Origin of the sequence: Pseudomonas sp. PSPC2-3 (genome assembly GCF_049898265.1) — a bacterium.
Lineage (GTDB): Bacteria > Pseudomonadota > Gammaproteobacteria > Pseudomonadales > Pseudomonadaceae > Aquipseudomonas > Aquipseudomonas veronii.
Window position 1 is genome coordinate 99,697 of record NZ_JAFCXJ010000006.1, and the last position, 22,201, is coordinate 121,897.

At 65.1% G+C, this 22,201-nt stretch carries 9 protein-coding genes and 1 pseudogene; 8 read left to right on the top strand and 2 right to left on the bottom strand.

Annotated elements, in window-relative coordinates:
* Window position 1 precedes the first annotated feature (1 nt).
* Entirely contained in the window at window positions 2-691 is a 690-nt protein-coding gene (gene urtE / locus ACP7E3_RS15135) for an urea ABC transporter ATP-binding subunit UrtE (protein WP_046383753.1), read from the top strand.
* 768 nt (window positions 692-1,459) lie between these two features.
* Here the strand turns inward: urtE and ACP7E3_RS15140 are convergent.
* Window positions 1,460-1,687 (bottom strand): hypothetical protein, encoded by a 228-nt coding sequence (locus ACP7E3_RS15140; protein ID WP_426123565.1) that lies wholly within the window; start codon window positions 1,685-1,687, stop codon window positions 1,460-1,462.
* Window positions 1,688-1,839: 152 nt separating this feature from the next.
* On the opposite strand from ACP7E3_RS15140, the gene fmdA reads away from it, so the two are divergent.
* The 6 genes from fmdA to ACP7E3_RS15170 all read left to right on the top strand — a co-directional run bounded on the left by fmdA (window position 1,840) and on the right by ACP7E3_RS15170 (window position 7,741).
* Entirely contained in the window at window positions 1,840-3,069 is a 1,230-nt protein-coding gene (gene fmdA / locus ACP7E3_RS15145; RefSeq protein WP_046383752.1) for a formamidase, read from the top strand.
* 2 nt (window positions 3,070-3,071) lie between these two features.
* Window positions 3,072-3,419 carry an FmdB family zinc ribbon protein gene (locus tag ACP7E3_RS15150; protein WP_046383751.1) on the top strand — a complete coding sequence of 116 codons (348 nt, stop codon included), beginning with the start codon at window positions 3,072-3,074 and terminating at the stop codon, window positions 3,417-3,419.
* A 15-nt stretch (window positions 3,420-3,434) separates the two neighbouring features.
* Window positions 3,435-4,478 carry an aliphatic amidase gene (locus ACP7E3_RS15155; protein ID WP_426123568.1) on the top strand — a complete coding sequence of 348 codons (1,044 nt, stop codon included), beginning with the start codon at window positions 3,435-3,437 and terminating at the stop codon, window positions 4,476-4,478.
* A gap of 96 nt (window positions 4,479-4,574) precedes the next feature.
* Window positions 4,575-5,147 (top strand): DUF2239 family protein, encoded by a 573-nt coding sequence (locus tag ACP7E3_RS15160; protein ID WP_057004783.1) that lies wholly within the window; start codon window positions 4,575-4,577, stop codon window positions 5,145-5,147.
* A gap of 25 nt (window positions 5,148-5,172) precedes the next feature.
* Window positions 5,173-6,528 (top strand): MATE family efflux transporter, encoded by a 1,356-nt coding sequence (locus ACP7E3_RS15165; protein ID WP_108526441.1) that lies wholly within the window; start codon window positions 5,173-5,175, stop codon window positions 6,526-6,528.
* A gap of 40 nt (window positions 6,529-6,568) precedes the next feature.
* Window positions 6,569-7,741, top strand: coding sequence for an MFS transporter (locus tag ACP7E3_RS15170; protein WP_046383747.1), 1,173 nt, complete (start codon window positions 6,569-6,571; stop codon window positions 7,739-7,741).
* Between the two features lie 24 nt (window positions 7,742-7,765).
* On the opposite strand, the pseudogene ACP7E3_RS15175 reads toward ACP7E3_RS15170, so the two are convergent.
* Window positions 7,766-7,933: pseudogene (locus ACP7E3_RS15175) on the bottom strand (type II toxin-antitoxin system HicB family antitoxin); the annotation flags it as partial.
* A 234-nt stretch (window positions 7,934-8,167) separates the two neighbouring features.
* On the opposite strand from ACP7E3_RS15175, the gene ACP7E3_RS15180 reads away from it, so the two are divergent.
* A complete protein-coding gene (locus tag ACP7E3_RS15180) occupies window positions 8,168-22,201 on the top strand; it encodes a non-ribosomal peptide synthase/polyketide synthase (protein WP_426123571.1) in 14,034 nt (4,677 codons plus the stop codon).

Sequence of the window (22,201 nt, forward strand, 5' to 3'; positions counted from 1 at the left end):
CATGTTCAAGATCGACCAGTTGTCCTGCGGCTACGGGCAGAGCCAGATCCTCCACGACCTGGACCTGAACGTGGCCAAGCGCGAGATCGTCGCGGTGATGGGCCGCAACGGCATGGGCAAGACCACGTTGTTCAAGAGCTTGATGGGCATCCTGCCGCAGTGGAAAGGCCAGGTCAGCGTGGACGGGCACGATGTGTCCGCGCTGGAAACCCATGAGCGGGTTGAGCGCGGGATTGCCTACGTCCCCCAGGGCCGTATGATCTTTCCGAGCATGACGGTGCTGGAAAACATCCAGACCGGCCTGCCGGCCTCGGCGCGGGGCAAGGTGCCGGAGGACTTGTACGCGCTGTTCCCGGTGCTCTACGACATGCAGTCGCGCAAGGGCGGCAACCTGTCCGGCGGGCAACAGCAACAGTTGGCGATTGCGCGGGCGCTGGCGACCAACCCCAAGGTGCTGCTGCTGGATGAACCGACGGAGGGCATCCAGCCGTCGATCATCAAGGACATCGCACGCACGCTGAAGGAGATTCGCAACTTAAGGGACCTGACCATCGTGGTCTCGGAGCAGGTGCTGTCGTTCACCCTGGAAATCGCCGACCGCTTTTTGGTGATCGAAAAGGGCCGCTTCGTGATCGAAGAAACCCGGGACCGGGTGGACGAGGCAACCATCAGCCGCTACTTGTCCGTCTAGCCGCGACCGATTGTAGGAGCCGGCTTGCCGGCGAAAAACGTCCAGGCGCCGCGTTCATCCTGGCGACGCGCGTCATTGTTAACGACCTTCGCTGGCAAGCCAGCTCCTACAGAAAAGCGCATCTGCGAACCTGCCGGCGAAAAACGCCCAGGCGCTGCGTTCATTCTGGCGCCGCGCGTCATCGTTAACGACCTTCGCTGGCAAGCCAGCTCCTACAGAAAAGCACACCTGCGAATCCACCTGTAGGAGCCGGCTTGCCGGCGAAAAACGCCCAGGCGCCGGGTTCATCCTGGCGATGCGCGTCATTGTTAACGACCTTCGCTGGCAAGCCAGCTCCTACAGAAAAGCACACCTGCGAACCTGCCGGCGAAAAATGTCCAGGCGCCGCGTTCATCCTGGCGATGCGCGTCATCGTTAACGACCTTCGCTGGCAAGCCAGCTCCTACAGAAACGCAGGGCTGCGAACCCACCTGTAGGAGCCGGCTTGCCGGCGAAAAACGCCCAGGCGCCGCGTTCATCCTGGCGACGTGCGTCATCGTTAACGACCTTCGCTGGCAAGCCAGCTCCTACAGAAAAGCACACCTGCGAACCTGCCGGCGAAAAACGCCCAGGCGCCGGGTTCATCCTGGCGATGCGCGTCATCGTTAACGACCTTCGCTGGCAAGCCAGCTCCTACAGAAACGCACAGCTGCGAACCCACCTGTAGGAGCCGGCTTGCCGGCGAAAAACGCCCAGGCGCCGGGTTCATCCTGGCGATGCGCGTCATCGTTAACGACCTTCGCTGGCAAGCCAGCTCCTACAGAAAAGCAAGGCTGCGAACCCACCTGTAGGAGCCGGCTTGCCGGCGAAAAATGTCCAGGCGCCGCGTTCATCCTGGCGATGCGCGTCATCGTTAACGACCTTCGCTGGCAAGCCAGCTCCTACAGAAAAGCGCACCTGCGAACCTGCCGGCGAAAAACGTTCAGGCACCGCGTTCATCCTGGCGACGCGCGTCATCGTTAGCGACCTTCGCGGGCAAGCCAGCTCCTACATTTTTGTTTGGGTTTCACTCTCTGGCAGAGCCATACGTCATCCAACGTATTTCCCGTTTTACCTCGCTCCACGAGACTGGTTTCAACGCCACAAGCCATCCGTCCAGGAGCCAGTCCATGACCGAAACGCTGATCAAAGTCGACCTCAACCAACCCGTCACCGAAAACGAGCAGATCCACAACCGTTGGCACCCGGATATCCCGATGGCCTGCTGGGTCAAGCCGGGCGATGACTTCATCCTCGAAACCTACGACTGGACCGCCGGCGCGATCAAGAACAACGACGACGCCAGCGACGTGCGCGATGTGGACCTGTCCACCGTGCATTACCTGTCCGGCCCGGTGGGTGTACACGGCGCCGAGCCGGGCGATTTGCTGGTGGTGGACCTGCTCGACATCGGCGCCAAGGCCGATTCGCAGTGGGGCTTCAACGGCTTTTTCTCGCGGCAGAACGGCGGTGGCTTTCTCACCGATCACTTCCCCAGTGCGCAAAAGGCGATCTGGGATTTCAAGGGCATGTTCACCAGCTCGCGGCACATTCCAGGGGTGAACTTCGCCGGCCTGATCCACCCTGGCCTGATCGGCTGCCTGCCGGACCCGGTGATGCTCGCCGACTGGAACCGTCGCGAACAGGAACTGATCGACACCAACCCGACCCGTGTCCCGCCACTGGCCAACGCGCCGCTGGCCGCCACCGCGCACATGGGCAAGCTCAAGGGCCAGGCCCGCGACGATGCCGCCGCCACCGGCGCGCGCACCGTGCCGCCGCGTGAGCATGGCGGTAACTGCGATATCAAGGATTTGTCCCGCGGCTCGAAGATCTTCTTCCCGGTCTATGTCAAGGGCGCCGGGCTGTCGGTGGGCGACTTGCACTTCAGCCAGGGCGACGGCGAAATCACCTTTTGCGGCGCCATCGAAATGGCCGGCTGGGTGCATATGAAGGTCGAGCTGATCAAGGGCGGCATGGCCAAGTACGGGATCAAGAACCCGGTGTTCAAGCCGAGCCCGATCACGCCGAACTACAAGAATTACCTGATCTTCGAAGGCATCTCGGTCGACGAGCAGGGCCAGCAGCACTACCTGGACGTCAACATCGCCTACCGCCAGGCGTGCCTGAATGCGATCAACTACCTGACCAAGTTCGGCTACTCACCGGCCCAGGGCTATGCGCTGCTCGGCTCGGCACCGGTACAAGGGCATATCAGCGGTGTGGTGGATATTCCGAATGCGTGCGCGACCTTGTGGCTGCCTACGGAAATCTTCGAGTTCGACATCAACCCCAACGCCAACGGCCCCACCAAGTTCCTCGACGGCAGCGTCGACCTGCCCATCGCACCGGACCTGTAGCCATGCCGACCTACGAATACGCCTGCGAGGCGTGCGGCACGTTCACGATGTTGCGGCCGATCGCCCAGCGCAACGAACCCAGCCAGTGCCCGTACTGCGCCGGGCCGGGAGGGCCGTTGCAGGTGTCGGCCCCGGCCTTGCAGTTGCTGTCGACCAACCAGCGCAAGGCCATCGCCGGCAACGAGCGCAGCGCCAACGCACCGCAAACGGTCGGCGAGTACCAGGAAAACCGTCGCCATCCGGCCGGTTGCAGTTGCTGCGGCACCAGCAAAAAGGTGCTGCCGAGCAAGGCCAACCCGCTGGGCCTCAAGACCAAGACCGGTCCACGGCCGTGGATGATCAGTCACTAGACCAGGAGCATTGCAATGCGTCATGGCGATATTTCCAGCAGCCCGGACACCGTCGGTGTCGCGGTGGTGAACTACAAGATGCCGCGCCTGCACAACAAGGCCGAGGTCATCGAGAACGCGAAGAAGATTGCCGAGATGATCCTCGGCATGAAGCAGGGCCTGCCGGGCATGGACCTGGTGGTGTTCCCGGAATACAGCACCATGGGCATCATGTACGACCACGACGAGATGATGGCCACCGCCGCAAGCATCCCCGGCGAAGAAACCGCGATCTTCTCCGCCGCGTGTCGCCAGGCCAACACCTGGGGCGTGTTTTCCCTGACCGGCGAACGCCACGAAGAGCATCCGCACAAGGCGCCCTATAACACCCTGGTGCTGATCAATAACCTCGGCGAGATCGTGCAGCGTTATCGCAAGTGCATTCCCTGGTGCCCCATCGAAGGCTGGTACCCGGGCGACCGCACCTACGTCTGCGATGGGCCCAAAGGCATGCAGATCAGCCTGATCATCTGCGATGACGGCAACTATCCGGAGATCTGGCGCGATTGCGCGATGAAGGGCGCCGAGTTGATCGTGCGCTGCCAGGGCTATATGTACCCGGCCAAGGAGCAGCAGGTGCTGATGTCCAAGAGCATGGCCTGGGCCAATAACTGCTACGTGGCGGTGGCCAACGCCGCCGGGTTCGATGGCGTGTATTCGTACTTCGGTCACTCGGCGATCATCGGTTTTGACGGGCGCACGCTAGGCGAATGCGGCGAAGAGGAGATGGGCATCCAGTACGCCCAGCTATCGGTGTCGCAGATCCGCGATGCGCGCGCCAATGACCAGTCGCAGAACCACCTGTTCAAGCTGCTGCACCGCGGCTACACCGGTATGCATGCTTCGGGCGATGGCGACAAAGGCGTGGCCGATTGCCCGTTCGAGTTCTACCGCACCTGGGTGCTCGATGCGCAAAAAGCCCAGGAGAACGTGGAGAAAATCACCCGCGGCACCGTGGGCGTCGCCGCCTGCCCGGTCGGGCAATTGCCCCATGACGGCCACCGAAAAACCGCGAGGTAACGCATACGCTGGGTAGTTCTGCGCAATAAGACTTGCAGTCTGAAAATTCCCCTCTAATATAACCCGGGTAAAACAAATACTACCCGGGTATAAATCATGGATTCTCAACATCCCCCTCGTTGCACCGCTTTCGTTCACCACCGACGTGTGGCGGACGGTCCCTATGCCCACGTTGCCCAGGCGTTGGCAGACCTTGATCTGCCGGCCGGCAGCTTCCTGGTATTCGACGATGCCACCGGCACCCAGGTCGATTACCCTTGGCCCCCGGGTTATGCACCCGAGCTGCCCGCGCCCGCAGAGGCACCAGATGAGCCGCCGACGTCCCCTGCGGTCGGGCGCCCCAAGCTGGGCGTGGTCGCCCGCGAAGTGACTTTGCTACCGCGCCATTGGGAGTGGTTGAGCCAGCAGCGTGGCGGTGCGTCGGCCGCGTTGCGGCGCTTGGTGGATGAAGCGCGCAATGCCCATGCCAGTCGTGATCAAATGCGCCAGGCCAAAGAGGCCAGCTATCGCTTCATGAGCGCCATCGGCGGTGACCTGCCGGGTTTCGAAGAGGCTTCGCGGGCGCTGTTTGCCCACAACGCCGCAGACTTTTCCAACAAGATCGCGCTCTGGCCGGTGGACGTGCAGACGTACCTGGCCTGGCTGTCGCGCAACGCTTTCACTGCCTGATCATCATCCAGGGACTCGAACTACCATGGAAGTGACCCAACAACGCCCGCTGTGGCAGATCTACCTGATCTTCCTCGCACCGATGGTGCTGTCGAACTTTCTGCAGAGCTTTTCCGGCACGCTCAATGGCATCTATGTCGGGCAAATGCTCGGTACCCAGGCGTTGGCGGCGGTGTCGGGGATGTTCCCCATCGTGTTTTTCTTTATCGCCCTGGTGATCGGCCTGGGGGCGGGGGCCTCGGTGTTGATCGGCCAGGCCTGGGGAGCCCGGGAAACCTCGATGGTCAAGGCGATCACCGGCGCCACCCTGACCCTTGGCGCGCTGGTGGGTTTGGTGGCAGCGGTGCTTGGCAGCCTGTTTGCGCGTCCGGCGTTACTGGCGCTGGGCACGCCGCTGGATGTGCTGGATGACGCGGTAGGTTATGCCCAGGTGATGATGCTGATCATGCCGCTGTTGTTGGTGTTTATCCTCTATACCCAGTTGCTGCGCGGCGTCAGCGACACGATTTCGCCGCTGCTGGCGCTGATGGTCTCGACATTCGTCGGTCTGCTGCTGACGCCGGCGCTGATCCGCGGCTGGATCGGCCTGCCGCCCATGGGCATTCAGAGTGCGGTGTATGCCGGCCTGGTGGGCAACGCCGCGGCGATGCTGTTTCTGGTGCTGCGCCTGCGGCATAAAAACCACGTGATGGCGCCGGACCGCGCATTGCTCGCGGCCTTGCGGCTGGACCGGGTGATTCTCGGCAAAGTCCTGCGCATCGGGCTGCCCACCGGGCTACAGATGGTGGTGCTGTCATTATCCGAATTGGTCATCCTGGCCTTGGTCAACCACCACGGTTCCCAGGCAACGGCGGCCTATGGCGCGGTGACGCAGATCGTCAACTACGTGCAGTTTCCGGCACTGTCGATTGCCATCACCGCGTCGATCCTCGGCGCCCAGGCCATCGGTGCCGGGCGCCTGGAACGGATCGGGCCGATCCTGCGCACCGGGTTGCTGATCAATACCTGCCTGACCGGCGGCCTGATCCTGCTCGGCTACCTGTTGTCGCCCTGGTTGCTCGGCCTGTTCATCACCGACGACGCCGCGCGGATCAAGGCCGAACACCTGCTGCATATCATGCTGTGGAGCATCCTGGTGTTCGGCTTCCAGGCCGTGATAGGCGGGATCATGCGCGCCAGCGGCGTGGTGCTGATCCCGGTGGCGATTTCGATCTTCTGTGTGCTCGGCGTGGAATTGCCGGTGGCCTACCTGCTCAATGCGCGGTACGGCCTGGAAGGGGTGTGGATGGCATTTCCGGTGACATACCTGGCGATGCTGGCGTTGCAGACGGCGTACTACCGGATGGTGTGGCGGCACAAGCCGATCACACGGTTGGTGTGATAAAAGGTTGCGAAAATCAAGGAAAGAAGGCGTTTCAATCATGGCAAACCCCTACGCCGAGTTGTTCCAGGCGCCCGGCGCCCGGGCGTTCGTACTGGCCGGTATGCTCGCGCGCATGCCCATCTCCATGACCGGCATCGGCTTGATCACCATGCTCTCGCAGGTGCATGGCGGCTACGGCCTGGCCGGCTCGGTGGCGGCGGTGTTTGCCTTGGCTACGGCATTTTGCGCGCCGCAGGTATCGCGGCTGGTTGACCGCTACAGCCAGGGCAGGGTACTGCCGATCGCCGCGCTGATCGGCGGCGGTGCGTTGTTGTTGCTGTTGCTGTGTACGCGTTTGCAGGCGCCGAACTGGGCGTTGTTCGTGTTCGCCGCGCTGGCCGGTTGCATGCCCAACATGTCAGCCATGGTCCGGGCGCGCTGGACCGAGCTGTACCGCGGCCAGCCCAAGCTCCAGACCGCGTTTGCCCTGGAGTCGGTGCTCGATGAGGTGTGCTTTATCATCGGCCCGCCGATTTCGGTGGGGTTGTGCGTGGTGCTGTTTCCCGAGGCCGGGCCTTTGCTGGCGGCGTTGCTGTTGGCGGTCGGTGTCACGGTGTTCGTGATGCAACGCCAGACCGAGCCGCCCGTGCATGAGCGCCATGATCATCACGGGCGCTGGCTGATCGCTTCGCCCTCGGTGTTGATCCTGATGATCCTGCTGCTGGCCATGGGCGTGATTGTCGGGGTGGTGGATGTGGTCAGCGTCGCTTTCGCCCAGCACCAGGGCCAACCGGCGGCGGCGAGCATTGTGTTGTCGGTGTATGCCATCGGTTCGTGCCTGGCGGGGTTGGCGTTCGGTACGTTGAAACTCAAGGCGCCGTTGCCCCGGCAGTTCCTGTGCTGTGGTGTCGCCACGGCGCTGACCACCTTGCCGTTGCTGCTGGTCACCAACATCCCCGGCCTGGCCGTGGCGATCTTCATTTCCGGGCTGTTCTTCGCCCCGACCCTGATCGTGTCCATGGCCCTGGTGGAGCGGATCGTGCCACCGAGCCGCTTGACCGAAGGCATGACCTGGCTGATCACCGGCCTGAGCATCGGCGTGGCCATCGGCGCCGCCAGCTCCGGCTGGATGATCGACCACTTCGGCGCGGCCAGCGGGTTCTGGGTGGCGCTGGCGGCGGGGGCGGTGGTGTTGGGTTCGGCGGTGTTGGGGTATCGGCGGTTAGGGTGACGGATGAGCGGTGCACTCACCGCTGAGGAGGTCATCCACCGCCTGGCGAAAGGCGGCCTCCAGTTCCGCTTCGGTTTGCCCTTCATAACTGACCAGTGAGTCGATGTTCAAAAGCCTCCCAAACAGGCAGTTGTCTTCGACGCTGGTTTCTATTGAGCCGGTATGACCTTTGTATTTAAGTCGGCGATTCATTGAGCCGCTGCTCCTGTGCGTAATGGTTCTTAGGATCTGGCGCCGTTTAACCTAGGCCCGAAGCGCTTCAAGAAGTATCAGTTGCATACGGGTTTCGTGTAGGGCATTTCCCGGCAGCCCGCATTCCTCGCAGTCAACAGCCTCTCATCCCCCCGCTAATTTTTCCCTCTCCGGTTCGTTTTATAGGGACGACGTGCCTTTGTGCTTCCCGCCTATTGCTCCGGACTCCAAGAAATGAATGCTGAAGACTCCTTGAAACTTGCTCGCCGGTTTATCGGGTTGCCCCTGGAAAAACGCCAGCTGTTCCTCCAGGCGTTGCAGAAGGAAGGGGTGGATTTTTCGCGGTTTCCGATTCCTGCCGGGGTGGATGTGGAGGACCGCGATGCGCTGTCCTACGCACAGCAACGCATGTGGTTTCTCTGGCAGTTGGACCCGGCCAGCGGCGCCTACAACCTGCCGGGCGCCGTGCGGCTCAAGGGCGCGCTGAACCTTGGCGCGATGCAGCAGGCGTTCGCCAGCCTGGTCGAGCGTCATGAAACCCTGCGCACGGTGTTCCAGCGCCAGGCCGACGAGCGCCTGGCGCAGGTGGCGGCACAGCCGGCGCTGGCGATCGAGCAGCACGACCTGAGCGACCTGGCCCCCGCCGAACGCGAGCAGGCCGTCAACGCCGCGGCCACCCGCCAGTCCCTGCTGCCGTTCGATCTGGAGCACGGTCCGCTGCTGCGCGTGCAGCTGTTGAAACTCGACGAGCAGGAACACGTGCTGCTGCTGACCCTGCACCACATCGTCTCCGATGGCTGGTCGATGAACGTCTTGATCGACGAGTTCATCCGTTTCTACGACGCGCATGAGCGCAACGAGGCGCCGCAACTGCCGGCGCTGCCGATCCAGTACAGCGACTATGCCCTGTGGCAACGCCGCTGGCTGGAAGCGGGGGAGCAGGCGCGTCAGCTGGAATACTGGCAAGCGCGGCTGGGTGATGAGCATCCGGTTCTGGAGTTGCCCAGCGACCGCCCACGCCCGGCCATGCCCAGCTACAGGGGCACGCGCCACACCTTCGCGATCGATCCGGATCTGGCCGCGCAACTGCGCAGCTGTGCGCAAACACACAACGTCACGCTGTTCATGCTGCTGCTCGGTGCGTTCAATGTGCTGCTGCATCGCTACACCGGCCAGGGCGACATCCGCGTCGGCGTGCCGATCGCCAACCGCAACCGGACCGAAGTCGAAGGGCTGATCGGTTTCTTCGTCAACACCCAAGTGCTGCGCACCGAACTGACCGGGCAAACCCGCGTCAGCGAGCTGCTGCATGCCATCAAGGAGCATGCCCTGGGCGCCCAGGCCCATCAGGACTTGCCCTTCGAACGCCTGGTGGAAGCGCTGAACGTCGAGCGCAGCCTGAGCCATACGCCGTTGTTCCAGGTGATGTACAACCACCAGCCGGTGGTGGCCGACATCGCCTCGATCCGCACGGCCTCCGGCCTGGAACTGGCCGCGGTGGAGTGGCAGGGCCGCACCACCCAGTTCGACCTGACCCTCGACACCTACGAACAGTCCGGCACCCTGCATGCCGCGCTGACCTACGCCAACGACCTGTTCGACGCGCCATCCATCGCACGCATGGCACGGCACTGGATCAGCCTGTTGCAGGCCATGGTCGCCGATGGCGAGCAGCGCGTCGGTGAGTTGCCGATGCTCGCCGCCGATGAGCAGCAGGTCCTGGTGAGCGCCTGGAACCAGACCGCGCAGGCCTATCCGAGCGAGCGCGGCATTCATCAGTTGATCGAAGACCAGGTGCGCGCCACGCCGGAGGCGCCGGCGCTGGTGTTCGGTGCGACCACGCTGACCTACGCCCAGCTCGACGCCCGCGTCAACCAGTTGGCCCATGCCTTGCGCGAGCAGGGGGTTGGCCCCGATGCCTTGGTGGGTCTTTGCATTGAGCGCTCGATCGAAATGGTGGTCGGCCTGCTGGGGATTCTCAAAGCCGGCGCTGCCTATGTCCCGCTCGACCCCGAATATCCTCCGGAACGCCTGGCCTACATGATCGAAGACAGCGGCATCCAGCTGCTGCTCAGCCAGCAAAGCCTGCTGCCGTCGCTGCCGGTCGTGGCTGTCCAGGTGATTGCCCTGGACGCGCCCGCGCTGTGGCTCGACGGCTACAGCTGCGAAGCGCCCGCCGTGGCGATTCACGGGCTGAACCTCGCGTATGTGATCTACACCTCCGGCTCCACCGGCCAACCCAAGGGCGCCGGCAACAGCCATCGTGCGCTGGTCAACCGCCTGTGCTGGATGCAACAGGCCTACACGCTGGAGGCCAGCGATGCGGTGCTGCAGAAAACCCCGTTCAGCTTCGACGTGTCGGTGTGGGAGTTCTTCTGGCCGTTGATGACTGGTGCGCGCCTGGTGGTCGCGGCCCCTGGCGAACACCGCGAGCCGGCGCGCCTGATTGCGACCATTGGCCGACACGCAATCACCACCGTGCATTTCGTGCCGTCGATGCTCCAGGCGTTTATCCATGAGCCGGGCGTGCAGGCCTGCACTGGCCTCAAGCGCATCGTCTGCAGCGGCGAGGCCTTGCCGTTGGATGCGCAGAGCCAAGTGTTCGCCAAACTGCCACGGGCCGCTCTGTTCAACCTCTATGGCCCGACCGAAGCGGCCATCGACGTGACCCACTGGAGCTGTGTCGATGAAGGCGCCGACAGCGTGCCCATCGGCCGCCCGATCGCCAACCTCCACACCTACGTGCTCGACGCCCAGCTCAACCCGGTGCCGGCCGGCGTCTCCGGCGAGCTCTACCTGGGCGGCAGCGGCCTGGCGCGCAGTTACCACCGGCGTGCGGCCCTGACCGCCGAGCGTTTCGTGCCCAGCCCGTTCGCTGACGGCGCACGTGTGTACCGCACTGGCGACCGCGTGCGCCAGCGGGCCGACGGCGTGATCGAGTACCTCGGCCGTCTCGATCATCAGGTCAAACTGCGCGGTCTGCGCATCGAACTGGGCGAAATCGAGACGCGCCTGCTGCAGCATCCCGGCGTGCGTGAGGCGGTGGTGCTGGTGCAGGGCGGCAAGCACTTGGTGGCCTACCTGGTGTTGGAAGGCGAAGCGCCCACCGACCTCAAGGCGTGGCTGCTCGGCAGCCTGCCGGAGTACATGGTGCCGACCCATATGCTGCACCTGGATCAATTGCCGGTGACCGCCAATGGCAAGCTGGATCGCAAAGCGCTGCCAGTGCCGGACGCCGCCGCGCAGCAGGCCTATAGCGCCCCGCAAAGCCCCGTGCAGCAGGCGCTGGCCGCAATCTGGGGCGATGTGCTCGGCATCCCGCAGGTCGGCCTGGACGACAATTTTTTCGAGCTGGGCGGCGATTCGATCATCTCCATCCAAGTGGTCAGCCGCGCGCGCCAGGCAGGCATTCGCCTCAGCCCGCGCGACCTGTTCCAGTACCAGAGCGTGCGCAGCCTGGCGTTGGTGGCGACCTTCGAGCAGGCCGCGAGCATCGACCAGGGCCCGGTCAGCGGTGAGGTGATGCTGACCCCGGTGCAGCAGAGCTTCTTCGCCCAGGCCATCCCGGTGCGCGAACATTGGAACCAGTCGTTGCTGTTGATCCCGCGTGAAGCCCTGGAGCCTGCGCGTCTCGACGCGGCCTTGACCCAGGTGATCAATCATCACGACGCTTTGCGCCTGCGTTTTGTCGAGCAGGCCGAAGGCTGGCAGCAAACCCATGCCGCGCCGATCGCCGCGCCCGGATTGTGGCAATCCCACGCCAGCGACGACACAGAACTGGCCGCACTCTGCGAGGCGGCCCAGCGCAGCCTCGATCTTGAACAAGGCCCGCTGCTGCGCGCCGTTCTGGTGAGCATGGCCGACGGCACCCAGCGCCTGTTGCTGGTGGTCCATCACCTGGTGGTGGACGGCGTGTCCTGGCGCATCCTGCTCGAAGACCTGCAACAGGCCTACGGCGCTGCGCCGCTGCCGGCCAAGACCTGCGCCTACCAAGTGTGGGCCCGGCAGTTGCAGGCCCATGCACAGACCCTCAACGCGCAACTGGCGTACTGGCAGGCGCAGACGGCCGACGCCGATTTGCCTTGCGACAACCCGCAAGGCGGCCTGCAAAATCGCCTGGGCGCCAAGCTGGAAATCCGCCTTGACGCCGAACACACCCGTCAACTGCTGCAAGACGCCCCGGCCGCCTATCGCACCCAGGTCAACGACCTGCTGCTGAGCGCATTGGTGCGGGTGATCTGCCGGTGGAGCGGCCAGACGGCTGCGCTGATCCAGCTGGAAGGCCATGGCCGTGAAGACCTGTTCGACAATGTCGACCTGAGCCGTACCGTCGGTTGGTTCACCAGCCTGTTCCCGCTGCGCCTGCAGGCCGAGGGCGGGTTGGCGGATGCGATCAAGTCGGTCAAGGAGCAACTGCGGGGCGTGCCCGATAAAGGCATCGGCTACGGCCTGTTGCGTTACCTCGGCACACCGGACGCCCGCGAAGCCCTATCAAGCCTTGCCGCGCCGCGCATTACCTTCAACTACCTGGGCCAGTTCGATCGCCAGTTCAACGAATCGGCACTGTTCGTACCCGCCACTGGCGGCAGCGGCCAGGCCCAGGACCCCGAAGCGCCGCTGGCCAACTGGTTGACGCTGGAAGGGCAGGTGTACGGTGGGGAATTGACCCTGCAGTGGGGCTTCAGCCGTGAGATGTTCGAGGCGTCGACGATCCAGCGCCTGGCGGATGACTATGCGGCGGAACTCAAGGCCCTGATCGTGCATTGTTGTGCCACGCCGGCAGGGCAGGTCACCCCGTCGGACTTCCCGTTGGCGCGTCTGACCCAGCGCCAGTTGGATGGGCTGCCCGTCGCGGGACCGGCCATTGCCGATCTCTACCCGCTGTCGCCGATGCAGCAGGGCATGCTGTTCCACAGCCTGTACGAGCCCGAGGCCCAGGCCTATATCAACCAGTTGCGCCTGGACATCGGCGGCCTCGATCTTTTGGCGTTCGGTCGCGCCTGGCAGGCCGCGCTGCAGCGGCATGACATCCTGCGCAGCAGCTTCCACTGGCTGGGCCTGGACAGTGCCCATCAGTTGATCCAGCGGCAGGTCGACTTGCCGTTGCAAGTCATCGAAGACCCCGATGCCGACGTCGAGGCCCTCGCCGCAGCCGAGCGCGACAAGGGCTTCGCGCTCGACGCGGCGCCGCTGTTTCGCCTGTTGCTGGTACGCGGTGCCGGCGCGACCTGGCAGTTGATTTTCACCAGCCACCACATCCTGATGGATGGCTGGAGCAACGCCCAATTGCTGGGCGAAGTCATCGCCCACTATGCCGGCCATACCGTGCCGGCACCGCAGGGACAGTTCCGCGATTATCTGGGTTGGCTGCAACAACAAGGGTCGGGCGAAGCCTTCTGGAAAGCCACGCTGGCGCCGTTGCAAGCGCCCACCTTGCTGGCGGAGGCGCTGCGCGTGCCGGCCCACGCCACAGGGATGGCCGACCATCAGGTGGTGCTCGACAGCGACTTCACCCAAGCGCTCGGCGAGTTTGCCCGCCGCCAGAAAATCACCCTCAACACCTTGCTGCAAGGGGCGTGGAGCCTGTTGCTGCAGCGCTACACCGGCCAGGATTGCGTGGCGTTCGGTGCCACCGTCGCCGGGCGTTCGGCGCCGCTGCCGGGGATCGAGCAGCAACTGGGCCTGTTTATCAACACCTTGCCGCTCGTCAGCCTGGCCGCGCCGGCCCAATCGGCCGCGTGCTGGCTCAGCGAGCTGCAAGCGCTGAACCTGAGCCTGCGCGATCACGAACATGTGCCGCTCTACGACATCCAGGGCTGGGCGGGCCAGCAGGGCGCGTTGTTCGACACCTTGCTGGTGTTCGAAAACTTCCCGGTGGCCGAAGCCCTGAAACAGGGCGCGCCCGCAGGCCTGACCTTTGGCCGCCTGCACAACCATGAACGCACCCACTACCCGCTGACCCTGGGGATTGAGCTGGGGGCGAACCTGCGCCTGGAATGGAGCTACGACCGCGCGCGTTTCAGTGCCGATCAGGTCGCGCGATTGAGCGCCAACCTGCAGCACCTGCTGGTGCAACTGCTCGTCGATGCGCAGGCGCCGCTCGGCAACTTGCGCCTGCTCGACCCCACCACGCAGCGCGACATGCTCGCCCTGGGCCGGGCACCCGGCGCGGCCCTACGTGAGCTGCACGTGCATCAACGCATTGCCGCCCAGGCCACCGCCACCCCGGATGCGCTGGCGGTGCAGGCCGGCGAAGCGCGCTTGAGCTATGCCCAGCTCAACGACCACGCCAACCGCCTGGCCCATCGCCTGCTGGCGCTGGGCGTGGGGCCTGGGCAGCGCGTGGGCCTGGCCTGCCGACGTGGCCCGCAGTTGATCGTCAGTCTGCTGGCGGTACTTAAAAGCGGCGCCGCCTATGTGCCGCTGGACCCGAAATACCCCAACGAACGCCTGGCCTACATGCTGGCGGACAGTCGTGTGGACCTGCTGCTCAGCGAAACCGGGCTGCTCGCCGACCTGCCGCTGCCGCAAGGTCTGATCCGTGTGGACTTCAGCGCATCCGGCGCTGAGTTGGCCGCTTACCCGCGCGCCAATCCGCCCAGCCACGTGGGCGCCGCCGACCTGGCCTACGTGATCTACACCTCCGGCTCCACCGGCCAACCCAAGGGCGTGGCCATCGATCACGCCGCCCTCGGCCAGTTCTGCGACAGCGCCGCGGTCTACAGCCGGCTGTGTGCAGCGGACCGTGTACTGCAGTTCGCCACGTTCAGCTTCGACGGCTTTGTCGAGCAGTGCTACCCGCCGCTGTGTATAGGCGCTGCGTTGATCATGCGTGGCGATGAACTGTGGGACGCCGGGCAACTGGCGCGGGAAATCGTCGAGCAGGGCGTGACCCTCGCTGACTTGCCGGCGGCGTACTGGTACCTGCTGGCCAAGGAATGTGCGGTCGAACACCGCGCCCTGGGCAATTTGCGCCAGGTGCATGTGGGCGGCGAAGCCATGTCGGTGGAAGGCCTGCGCGCCTGGCACGCCGCCGGCCTGGGCCACGTGCGGCTGGTCAACACCTATGGGCCGACCGAGGCCACGGTGGTGTCCAGCGTGCATGACTGCCAGTTGCTGGATGCCAGTGACGCGTTCGGCGTGCCCATCGGCCAGGCCATCGAAGGCCGTTCGCTGTATGTGCTCGACAGTGCGTTCGAGCTGTTGGCCACCGAGGGCGTCGGCGAGCTGTGCATCGGTGCCGAGTACGGCCTGGCCCAGCGTTATTTCGACCGCCCGGCGCTGACGGCCGAGCGCTTCCTGCCGGACCCGTTTTCCGCCGTGCCGGGGGCGCGGCTCTACCGCAGTGGCGACCTGGCCCGTTACAACCAGGCCGGTGCGTTGGAGTACGTCGGGCGCATCGATCATCAGGTGAAGATTCGCGGTTTCCGTATCGAAATCGGCGAAATCGAGGCCAGCCTGCAAGGCTTGCCGCAGGTGCGTGAGGCGGCAGTCATCGCGCAGCCGGGCGCCGTGGGTGCGCAATTGGTGGCCTACGTGGTGCCGACCCAGGGCCAGCGCCTGGACACCCAGGCGCTGGCGGCGACCTTGCACCGTGCGTTGCCCGACTACATGGTGCCGGCGCAGTGGGTGGTGCTCGATGCCTTGCCGTTGAACAACAACGGCAAGCTGGACCGCCGCGCACTGCCGGCACCGGACCTGAACCAGCCCCGACAGGCCCACCGCGCCCCGCACAGCCCGCTGGCGATCCGGTTGGCAGCGATCTGGCAAGCGGTGTTGCAGGTCGAGCGCGTGGGGCTCGATGACCATTTCTTCGAGCGCGGCGGCCATTCGTTGCTGGCCACCCAGGTGATCTCCCGCGTGCGCCATGACCTCAAGCTGGAAGTGCCGTTGCGCGCGCTGTTCGAGCAGCCGACGCTGGAGGCCTTCGCGGCCGCGTGCGCCGGCGTGCAGGGCGACACGGCACCGACGCTGCAGGCGGCGGGGCGTGACCGGCCGTTGGCGTTGTCGTTCGCCCAGGAGCGCCAATGGTTCCTCTGGCAACTGGACCCGACCAGCGCCGCCTATCACGTCCCCGCCGCACTGCACCTGCGCGGCCCGTTGGATATCGCTGCGCTGGAACACGCTTTCCACGCCCTGGTGCAGCGCCATGAACCGCTGCGCACCACCTTCGTGGAGGAGGGCGAGCAGACCTGGCAGGTGATCCACCCCCACCTGGCGATTGCACTGGCGCATCAGCACATCGCTGCAGCCGCGATCGAAGCAACGGTGGCGCAGGAGATCCAGCGCCCGTTAGACCTGGTCAACGGCCCGCTGATGCGCGTCACGTTGCTGCACGTCGAAGCGGAGCACCACGTGCTGGTAATCACCCAGCACCACATCATCTCCGATGGTGGGTCGATGCAGGTGATGGTCGACGAACTGCTGGCCCTGTATCAGGGCCAGGCGCCGTTGCCGGCGTTGCCGCTGCACTATGCCGACTATGCCCTGTGGCAACGCGAGTGGATGGCCGCCGGGGAGAAACAGCGCCAACTCGATTATTGGTGCGCCCGCCTGGGCAGCGAACATCCGCTGCTGGAGCTGCCCCTGGACCACCCGCGTCCGGCGCTGCAAAGCCATCGCGGCGCGCGCCGACAACTGCATCTGGACGCCGCGCTGGTCGCCGAACTCAAGGCCCTCGCCCAGCGTCAGGACGTGACCCTGTTCATGCTGCTGCTCGCCGCGTTCCAGACCTTGCTGTTTCGCTACAGCGGCCAGTCCGCGATCCGTGTCGGGGTGCCGATCGCCAACCGCAATCGCCTGGAAACCGAGCGGCTGATCGGCTTCTTCGTCAACACCCAGGTACTGCAGGCCGAGTTGCATGGGCAGATGGGCTTCGACCGCTTGCTGGCCCAGGTCAAGCAACGTGCGGTGGAGGCCCAGGCCCATCAGGACTTGCCCTTCGAACAACTGGTGGAAGCGCTGCAACCGGAGCGCAGCCTCAGCCATAACCCGTTGTTCCAAGTGATGTTCAATCATCAGGACAACCTGCGCGCCCGCCCGTTGCAGTTGCCTGGCCTGGACCTGCAACCGGTGGATTGGACCGGCCACAGCACCCAGTTCGACCTCAACCTGGAAACCGAGGAGTCGGCCGATGGCCTCTGGGCTGCGTTGACCTACGCCACCGACCTGTTCGAACCGGCGACCGTCGAGCGCTTGGCCGAGCATTGGCAGAACCTGCTGCGCGCCGTGGTGCGCGATGCCTCCCAACCCCTGGATGAGCTGGCGCTGCTCAGCGCATCGCAGTGGCGGCAGATGCTCGAAGCGTGGAACCACACGGCCTTTGATTACCCCCGCGAGCGCTGTGTGCATCAGCTGTTCGAAGCGCAGGCCCTGGCCCAGCCCGACGCCATCGCTGTGCAATTCAACGACGACGCCTTGAGTTATGCCGAACTCAACCGCCGCGCCAATCGCCTGGCCCATCGCCTGATCGCGGCGGGTGTCGGCCCGGACGTGCTGGTGGCGGTGCATGTGGAGCGTTCCCTGGACATGGCGGTCGGCCTGCTGGCGACCCTCAAGGCCGGTGGCGCCTATGTGCCGCTCGACCCGCAGTTCCCGGCGGAGCGCCTGGCGTTCATGCTCGAAGACAGCCGCGCCCGGGTGCTGCTGACCCAGCCAGCGCTGATCGGCCGACTGGCGCAACCGCAAGGTCTGCACGTGCTGCTGGTCGATGACAGCGACGCTGGCGAACACAACCCGCAAGTGGACGTCAGTCCGGAACACCTGGCCTACGTGATCTACACCTCCGGCTCCACCGGCCAGCCCAAGGGCGTGATGGTGCGCCACCGCGGGCTGTGCAGTTTCACCTGCGGCATGGCCGCCAGCCTGGACATCGGCCGGGAGGCGCGAGTGCTGTCGCTGACCACGTTCTCGTTCGACATCTTCGCCCTGGAGCTGTACGTGCCGCTGACGGTTGGCGCCACGGTGCTGCTGAGCGACCAGGCCCTGGCCCTCGACCCGGAGGCGATTATCGACCTGGCGCACCACCAGCGCGCCAACGTGCTGCAAGCCACGCCGTCAACCTGGCGCATGCTGCTGGACAGCCCGCGTGCCGAGCGGCTGCATGGCATCAAGGCACTGTGCGGCGGCGAAGCGCTGCCGGCCGACCTGGCCCAGCGTCTGCTCGATCTGCAAGGCCCGGTGTGGAACCTGTATGGCCCCACGGAAACCACCATCTGGTCGGCGGCCCATCGCCTGTTGGCGCCGCAGCCTTTTGTCGGGCGGCCGATTGCCAATACCGCGTTGTTCATCCTCAACGCCGGGCTCAGCCCATGCCCGTTGGGCGCGGCCGGTGAGCTGCTGATCGGCGGTGTCGGCCTGGCGCGCGGTTACCACGCACGGCCGGCGCTCACCGCCGAACGCTTCGTGCCCAACCCTTATGGCGCACCGGGCGAACGCCTGTACCGTACCGGTGACCTGGCGCGCTACCGCGACCACGGCGTGGTGGAGTACATCGGCCGGGTCGATCAGCAGGTCAAGGTGCGCGGTTTCCGTATCGAACTGGGCGAAATCGAAGCCTGCCTGCGCGAACACCCCGGCGTGCGCGAAGCCGTGGTGCTGGCCGACAACGACCGCTTGATTGCCTATCTGGTGACCTCCGCCCCACAGACGCCGCAGGTCTACCAAGCTGCCTTGCGCGAGCGTTTGCCGGACTACATGGTGCCGGCGTACCTGATGTGCCTCGACAGCCTGCCCTTGACCCCCAACGGCAAGCTCGACCGCAAGGCTCTGCCCAGCGTGGACGCCAGCCTGTTGCTCAAAGGCCATGTCGCCCCCGTCACACTGCGCCAACAGCAGGTGGCGGCGATCTGGGCCGAGGTGCTGGGCGTACCTCAGGTCGGCCTTGACGACCACTTCTTCGAGCTGGGCGGGCATTCGCTGCTGGCCACCCGCGTGGTGTCGCGGGTCCGCCAGGCGCTGGCGCTGGAAGTGGCGCTCAAGACCCTGTTCGAACACCCGGCGCTGGGTGACTTCGTCGCGGCGCTGGGCGAGGAGGGCGTGGTCGCACCGGCGATGCTCAAGGCCGACCGCACCCAACCGTTGCCACTGTCCTATGCCCAGGAACGCCAATGGTTCCTCTGGCAACTCGATCCGCACAGCGCCGCGTACCACATCCCCAGCGCCCTGCGCCTGAAAGGCACGCTGGACCTGGCGGCGCTGCAACGCAGTTTCGACACCTTGCTGGCGCGCCACGAAAGCCTGCGCACCCATCTGTATCAGGACGCCAGCGGCACACGGCAAGTGATTGAAGAATCGGGCCTGATCGACGTCGACCAGGCCGACAGCGACGAAGCCGGGCTCAAGGCGCAGGTCGCTGCCGAGGTCGCGCGTCCGTTCGACCTGCTGCGCGGGCCGTTGCTGCGGGTCACGTTGCTGCGCCTGGCTGAGGATGACCACGTGCTGGTGCTGGTGCAGCACCATATCGTCTCGGATGGCTGGTCGATGCAACTGATGGTCGAAGAACTGGTGCAGCTCTACGCCGCGTTCAGCCAGGGAACCACGCCGCACCTGCCGGCCTTGCCGATCCAGTACGCCGACTACGCCCTGTGGCAGCGTCAATGGATGGAGGCCGGCGAGACCGCGCGTCAACTGGCTTACTGGCGTGAGCAACTGGGCGGTGTGCAACCGGTGCTGGAATTGCCGGTCGACTACCCGCGCCCAGCGCTGCAAAGCCACCGTGGCGCGCGCCTGGGTATTGAGCTGGCGGCGCCGTTGCTCGCCGGTTTGCGCAGCCTGGCGCAGCGCACCGGGGTGACGTTGCCGATGGTGTTGCTGGCGTCGTACCAGGCCTTGCTGCACCGCTACAGCGGTCAGGAGGACGTGCGCGTCGGCGTGCCGATTGCCAACCGCAATCGCCTGGAAACCGAAGGGCTGATCGGCTTCTTCGTCAACACCCAGGTGCTCAAGGCCGATATCCACGGGCAGATGAGCGTCGAGCACTTGCTGCACCAGACGCGTCAACGCTCCCTTGAGGCCCAGGCCCATCAGGACCTGCCGTTCGAGCAGTTGGTGGAGGCCTTGCAGCCCGAGCGCAGCCTGAGCCTGAGCCCGCTGTTCCAGGTGTTGTTCAACCACCGCGTGACGTCGGTCGATAGCCATTGGCAGCGCCTCACCGAGCTTGACGTCGAGGTCCTGAGTTGGGATGAAGGCGTCGCCCAGTTCGACCTGGCGCTGGACGTCGAGGAAAGCCAGACGCTGTTGCGTGCGTCCCTGAGCTACGCCACCGACCTGTTCGCCCCGGCGACCATCGCACGCATGGCCGGCCACTGGCAGAACCTGTTGCAGGCGATGGTCGCCGATCCGCAGCAGACCCTCGGCCAGTTGAACCTGCTGGACGGGGATGAACAGCGGCACATCCTGCAGTTGTGGAATCAATCCGACGCCGGCTTCCCGGCCCAGCGCCTGGTACATGAATTGGTCGCCGAGCGTGCGCGGGAAAACCCGCAGGCGATCGCGATCAAGTTCGACACGCAAACCCTGACTTACGGCGAGCTGGACCGCCAGGCCAACCAGTTGGCCCACGCGTTGATCGCCCGGGGTGTCGGCCCGGAAGTGCGCGTGGCGATTGCCATGCCGCGCAGTGCGGAGATCATGGTGGCGTTCCTTGCGGTGCTGAAAGCTGGCGGCGTGTATGTGCCGCTGGACGTCGAATACCCGCGTGATCGCCTGCTGTACATGATGCAGGACAGCCGCGCCAAGCTGCTGTTGACCCATACCGCCGTGCAGCAGCAACTGCCGATTGCCGAAGGCCTGGATACGCTGGCCATCGACCGCACCGAAGCCTGGAGCGGCTTCAGCGACACTGCGCCGTCGGTTGATCTCGACGGCGACAACCTCGCCTACGTGATCTACACCTCCGGCTCCACCGGCATGCCCAAGGGCGTGGCGGTGGCCCACGGTCCGCTGGTGGCGCATATCATCGCCACCGGCGAACGCTACGAAACCGGCCCGGCCGATTGCGAATTGCACTTCATGTCCTTCGCTTTCGACGGCTCCCACGAAGGCTGGATGCACCCGCTGATCAACGGCGCGAGCGTGCTGATCCGCGATGACAGCCTGTGGCTGCCGGAATACACCTACGCGCAAATGCACCGTCACAACGTGACCATGGCCGTGTTCCCGCCGGTGTACCTGCAACAACTGGCCGAGCATGCCGAGCGCGACGGTAATCCGCCGAAGGTGCGCGTGTATTGCTTTGGCGGTGACGCGGTGGCGCAAGCGAGCTATGACCTGGCCTGGCGTGCGCTAAAGCCGACCTACCTGTTCAACGGCTACGGCCCGACCGAAACCGTGGTCACGCCGTTGCTGTGGAAAGCACGCAAGGGCGATCCCTGCGGCGCCGTGTACGCACCGATCGGCACGCTGTTGGGCAACCGCAGCGGCTACATCCTCGACGCCCAACTCAACCTGCAACCCATCGGCGTCGCTGGCGAGCTGTACCTGGGCGGCGAGGGCGTGGCGCGCGGTTATCTGGAACGCCCGGCACTCACCGCCGAACGCTTCGTCCCCGACCCGTTCGGCAAACCCGGCAGCCGCGTGTACCGCAGCGGCGACCTGACCCGTGGCCGCCCGGATGGCGTGGTGGATTACCTCGGTCGTGTCGACCACCAGGTGAAGATCCGCGGTTTCCGTATCGAACTGGGCGAGATCGAAGCGCGGCTGCGTGAGCAGGACAACGTCGGCGAAACCGTGGTGGTGGCTCAGGAAGGCCCGACCGGCAAGCAACTGGTGGCCTACGTGGTGCCGGCAGATGCCAGCCTGGCCAACCACGCCGAGTGGCGCGACACCCTGCGCCGCGCCCTGAAAACCCGCCTGCCGGATTACATGGTGCCCGCGCACTTCATGTTCCTGGCGCAAATGCCGCTGACCCCCAACGGCAAACTCGACCGCAAGGGCCTGCCCGAGCCGGACGCGAGCCTGATGCAACAGGCCTACGTCGCCCCCGAAACCGAGCTGGAACAGCAGATCGCCGCGATCTGGGCCGAGGTGCTGCGCCTGCCGCACGTGGGCCTGAACGACAACTTCTTCGAGGTCGGCGGCCACTCGTTGCTGGCGATCCAGATCACCTCGCGGGTCCAGGCCGAACTGGGCCTGGAAGTGCCGCTGGTGGAAGTGTTCCAGACCGAAACCCTGCGCGCCTACGTGCAGGCCGCTGCCACCTTCCGCGCCGGCAGCACGCAAGATTTCGACGACCTTCGTGACTTTTTGAGCGAACTAGAGGCGATTTGA